The organism is Frankia sp. AiPs1 (assembly GCF_023716945.1).
Lineage (GTDB): Bacteria > Actinomycetota > Actinomycetes > Frankiales > Frankiaceae > Frankia.
The window spans coordinates 1-3943 of the sequence record NZ_JAMQQF010000563.1 but is presented as its reverse complement, the minus strand read 5'-3'; the positions used below and the strand labels follow the sequence as shown (position 1 = coordinate 3943).

5 protein-coding genes and 1 pseudogene are annotated in these 3943 nt (G+C 69.6%); 3 read left to right on the top strand and 3 right to left on the bottom strand.

Annotation, left to right across the window (positions count from 1 at the left end; translation table 11 throughout):
• The 3 genes and pseudogenes from ND748_RS27360 to ND748_RS27350 all read left to right on the top strand — a co-directional run.
• A pseudogene (locus ND748_RS27360) lies at nucleotides 1-210 on the top strand (glycosyltransferase family 9 protein); the annotation flags it as partial.
• A complete protein-coding gene (locus ND748_RS27355; RefSeq protein ID WP_251749089.1) occupies nucleotides 207-1643 on the top strand; it encodes a TIR domain-containing protein in 1437 nt (478 codons plus the stop codon). The pseudogene ND748_RS27360 and the gene ND748_RS27355, both read left to right, overlap by 4 nt.
• A 108-nt stretch (nucleotides 1644-1751) precedes the next feature.
• Nucleotides 1752-1940, top strand: a complete 189-nt coding sequence (locus ND748_RS27350; protein WP_251749088.1) for a DUF2795 domain-containing protein — start codon at nucleotides 1752-1754, stop codon at nucleotides 1938-1940.
• 82 nt (nucleotides 1941-2022) lie between these two features.
• Here the strand turns inward: ND748_RS27350 and ND748_RS27345 are convergent, their stop codons facing one another.
• The 3 genes from ND748_RS27345 to ND748_RS27335 all read right to left on the bottom strand — a co-directional run.
• Nucleotides 2023-2445 carry a CBS domain-containing protein gene (locus ND748_RS27345; RefSeq protein ID WP_251749087.1) on the bottom strand — a complete coding sequence of 141 codons (423 nt, stop codon included), beginning with the start codon at nucleotides 2443-2445 and terminating at the stop codon, nucleotides 2023-2025.
• A 185-nt stretch (nucleotides 2446-2630) separates the two neighbouring features.
• Nucleotides 2631-2918, bottom strand: coding sequence for a DUF6480 family protein (locus tag ND748_RS27340; RefSeq protein ID WP_374216051.1), 288 nt, complete (start codon nucleotides 2916-2918; stop codon nucleotides 2631-2633).
• A 227-nt stretch (nucleotides 2919-3145) separates the two neighbouring features.
• On the bottom strand, nucleotides 3146-3943 hold a 798-nt coding region (locus ND748_RS27335; RefSeq protein ID WP_251749085.1), incomplete at its 5' end, for an MFS transporter.

The window sequence follows — 3943 nt, the reverse complement described above, 5'->3', positions numbered from 1 at the left end:
GCCTCCGTCCTCGTGTTCGGTCCGGTGCCGCCCGCGGTCTGGGGCCCGCCGCCGGACCGGCCCCGGCATCGTGCCCTGTGGGCCGGCCGGCGCGGCGATCCGTTCGCCCCGGCGCCCGGGGCCGGCCTGCTGGCCCTCACCTCGGCGGACGTCCTGACCGCCGTGGACGAGCTGGTCAACGAGCTGGTCACAGATGGCAGGTACGCATGAGCCACCGGCACGGGCCGAGCTGTCCCGCCGGCAATGCGGACCGGGCAATTGATTGTCAGTCGACAGGTCTCTCGCGGGAATTTCGGTTCAGCCGGATCGAACCCCGCTGCATCGCCCACATTGGCCGCCGGCCGGGCGTGGGGGCGTCGAATCCGGCCAAGGCGCCGGGTGGCATGCTGACAATCATGGACGACACGAACCCGCGGGGGGCGGCTGTTCCGGAGCCGGCGGGCGCCGGGGGACGGGCCAAGTACGACTTCTTCGTCTCCCATCATGCCAGCGACGGCACCTGGGCCAAGTGGGTCGCCTGGCAGCTCGAGGATGCGGGCTACCGGGTGCTGGTGCAGGACTGGGACTTCGCGCCCGGAACGAGGTGGACGACCTTCCTGCAGCGCGCCCTAGCCCAGTCGGAACGCACGATTACCCTGGTGTCGGAGACCTACATCAAGTCCGCGTACGGGCAACCGGAGTGGGAGCACGCCTACCAGAACGATCCCCACGGGCTTGAGCGCAAGCTACTGCCGATCAGGGTCGCGGACTGCCGCCTGCCCGAGCTGCTTCACGGTATCAGGGCATTCGACCTGTTCGACGTGGCGGACGAGGCGGAAGCCAGCCTTCTGCTGCTGCAATGGATCGAGCACGCGCGGACGGGTCGGGTCAAGCCCACGACGAAGCCACCGTTCCCCGGCTCGACCGACACCGACCCGGGACCGCCCGGGGAGACGCACCGGCGGCATTTCAGCGCCGAGGCTCTGTTGGCGGGTGCGCCGCTGGCCACGATGGCGGAGTATCCGGTGCGATTCGACGACGAGGGCACCATGGTCCTCGATCTCGAAGACCTGCAGCGTGCCTGCCAGCGCGTCATCGCCGATCGGAACGTCCGCGGCGCCGTGGAACTCATCTACCTGACGACGCAGAACCATGTGGATGTTCAGCAGTCCGTGGGCGCCATCGACCTGGTGCAGCGGGTCAAGAAGGAGTTTGCGGCGGAACTGGCGCAGATGGACGGGCCCCAGGCCCAGCAGCGCAATATCATCGAACCCCTGATCAATCTGACCCACCTCGTCGGTGCGATGTTCGCCCACCTACCGATCGAGTTCGTCCTGCACGACACCCGGGATCCCCTTCGGTCGGTCTGCGCCGTCCAGAACGGGTTCACCGGACGACGGGTGGGTTCGCCGGCCAGCAATGTGGCACTGGACCGAATCAAGAACCCGCGGCGCGCCGAGGCGGCGATATACCAGACCATCCTGCCGGACGGCCGCAAACTGAGAAGCACCACCATACCGATTCACCACCGGGTGTTCGGCCTGATCGCACTGCTCTGCATCAACGTGGACACCGAGAAGTTCAAGCCCGAGGCGAAAGGTCTCAAAAAGCTGTTGCCCGCCCTTTCCTACCTTCCCGACGAGGTGGTGAAAGAAATCTTCTAAAAGCGACTCCGCCACGTGCCGCAATCGACTTCCGAAACGTCGGCGCGACATTCCTTGGCATTACGCGGGCGAGGTTTCGATGGCCGGACCGCGGGCCATGATGGCTGCATGACCACAGCAATCGAAGCGCAGAAGTTCCTCAAGGGCGTCGACTACCCGGCCGACCGTTCGGCGATTGTGAAGAAGGCAAAGGAGAACGGCGCGGACGAAACCCTCGTCCAGACCCTGGAGAAGATTCCGGACCGGCAGTACAGCGGCCCGAACGCAATCTCGAAGGAACTGTCCGGCAAGTCCTGACCCAAACTGGTCACCGAACGCGGCACGCGCCGGGGTCGGGCCGGGGCAACCGCCTGCCGGCCCGGCCCCGTCGTTCATGCCGTCACTGGTTGGCCGGCATCGAGCTGACCTGCCCGAGTACGGACTCGTTGTCCCCCTCCCGGGCGAGGTCGCCCAGGCTGACGACGCCGACGATGCGGTTCTCGTCCACCACCGGAAGCCGCCGCACCGCGCGCAGCCGCATCAGTTCGGCCGCGTCGTCGATCAGGGTGTCCGAGGTCACCGTCTCGATGTCGCCGCTGGCGACCTCGCGGACCAGCGTGGTGTGCGGGTCACGGTCCTCCGCCACCACCCGCACCGTGATGTCCCGGTCGGTCAGCACCGCGGCGGCACCACCACCGTTCTCCGTCACCACGATCACGCCCGCGTCGATCTCGCGCATGAGCCGCGCGGCCTTGTCCACGGTGTCTTCCGCCCGCACCGTGGCGGGATCACGAGTCATGATCTCGGCTACTGTCGTGACCATCACGGTCTCCTCTCGCCGTTCCTCCGTCACCGGCTATTTCCGGATTTTCGGCAACCCGACCATTCCAGCGATTTTCGGGCCCGTTCCGACCCGACCAGAAAGTCGGGATTCCGGCACACCAGAAGTCTGCGCGGAATTCGCCGGAGGAAACCCGCCGCGACGGCGCGGCGGGGCCTGAACGACGATCAGCCGGCGTGCCCGACCGCCTCGGCGAGGAAGAATGCCACGACGAGCAGGACGACCATCCCTACCGCGATCATCGTGATGATCATCGGGGTGCGGTTGGGCGCTCTCGGCTCGGCGTTGGGCTGGTCGCCGCCGACCGCCCCGCCGGTGGAGTCCTCGCCCGGCGGGGTCTCCCCCGGCGGTACGCCACCGCCCGGTTCGAGGCCAGGAGTGCGAGCCGGATCGGGGTCGACGGGCGAGCCGGCGGCGCGGGATCGCGCACCGGTGCGGGCGTGCGCCGGTCCCACGCGGGCGTGCGACGATCCCACCGGGGCATGTGCCGGGGCGGCCGGTGCCGAGCCCGAGCGGACGTGACGGTGCTGGTCAGGTGTCATGACCTCGGCGTGCCCGCACCGACCCGGACAACCCGCCGACCCGCCCGCCGCTCGTCGGACCTCGCCCGTCCAACGTCGCTCTTCGCTCGTTCGGACGTCGGACGTCGGACGTCGGACCGGCGTACGACCCCGCCTCCGGGTCACGAGACGGGGGCTTGCGCCGCTCGTTCCGGCTGGACGGCCGGCTGGGCCACCGGCTCCGGGCGGCCGGGCAGGAGCAGGCTGGCGGCAAGGATGATCACGATGGTGCCCAGCGCGAACCAGTAGACCCCGTGGAACCCGTCGACGCCACCGCCGTCACCCACCGTGGCCAGGATGAGGGTGACCACGGCGATGCCGATCGCGGCACCGAGCTGGTTGAGGATGTAGAGCACCGAGCTGCCCTGTGGCACCGAGGCCGGCGGCAGCGTCCGGTACAGCGAGCCCATCGTCGGGGCGCCGACGAAGCTCAGCCCCAACCCGACGACGAACGCGGCGAGCGCCGGCCAGACCTCCGCGGTGTGCGTGCCCACCCGGGTGAACGCGAACTCGCCGACGGCGGCGAGCAGCGCCCCGGCGCGGACCAGCCGCCGGGCGCCGAGCCGGTCGGACAGCCGCCCGGACTGCGGCATGGCGATGATGGCGGCGACCGCGAACGGCGCCACCAGCAGCCCGGAGGCAAGCGGGCCGTGCCCGTGCTGCTGGTAGTACAGCGGCAGGACGAACAGGTTCGCGAACATCGCCAGCCCCACCAGCATCATGATCGTCACGCTGGCCGAGAAGCCGCCGCTGGTGAACAGCCGGACGTCGATCAGCGGCGGCGGGCGCCGTGCGTCGGCCGGGCGCAGGGCGTGCCCGGCGTAGCCGGCGAGCAGGGCGACGGCGGCGACCAGCGGGAGCAGCACCTGCCAGGTGGCGAAGGTCGTCCGGTCCGCGGCCTGGGACAGCGCCAGCACCGC

What these genes read in the sequence shown, in the direction of transcription:
- ND748_RS27355 (WP_251749089.1), top strand. Translation starts at nt 207, where the DNA reads ATGAGCCACCGGCACGGGCCGAGCTGTCCCGCCGGCAATGCGGACCGG.
- ND748_RS27350 (WP_251749088.1), top strand. Translation starts at nt 1,752, where the DNA reads ATGACCACAGCAATCGAAGCGCAGAAGTTCCTCAAGGGCGTCGACTAC.
- ND748_RS27345 (WP_251749087.1), bottom strand. Translation starts at nt 2,445, where the DNA reads ATGGTCACGACAGTAGCCGAGATCATGACTCGTGATCCCGCCACGGTG.